General features: G+C 55.6%; 1 rRNA gene. It reads right to left on the reverse strand.

The window, feature by feature from the left end:
• A 23S ribosomal RNA gene (locus NQ014_RS10830) occupies positions 1 to 419 on the reverse strand; the annotation flags it as partial.

Below are 419 nucleotides of genomic sequence, written 5' to 3' on the forward strand. Positions count from 1 at the left end.
AGTATTCTCTACCTGACTACCTGTGTCGGTTTCGGGTACGGGCCGTATATCCACATCGCTAGAGGCTTTTCTCGGCAGCATAGGATCACCAACTTCCCCAAAACGGGTACGCATCACGCCTCACCCAAATGTGCTCCGGATTTACCTAGAACACGGGCCACACGCTTACACCACGATATCCATCACGTGGCACGGCTACCTTCCTGCGTCACCCCATCACTTGGCTACTACCAGTTCAGGTCCCCAGCATCACACACACCAACCAACCCGAAGGCTGGAAAAAGGCGGGTGTTCAGGTGGGTTAGTATCCCTGATTCACCATGGGCGCGGACACACGGGTACGGGAATATCAACCCGTTATCCATCGACTACGCCTGTCGGCCTCGCCTTAGGTCCCGACTCACCCTGGGAGGATTAAC

Origin of the sequence: Corynebacterium sp. 5QC2CO (genome assembly GCF_024580435.1) — a bacterium.
In the GTDB taxonomy this organism is placed as follows: Bacteria; Actinomycetota; Actinomycetes; order Mycobacteriales; family Mycobacteriaceae; genus Corynebacterium; species Corynebacterium jeikeium_D.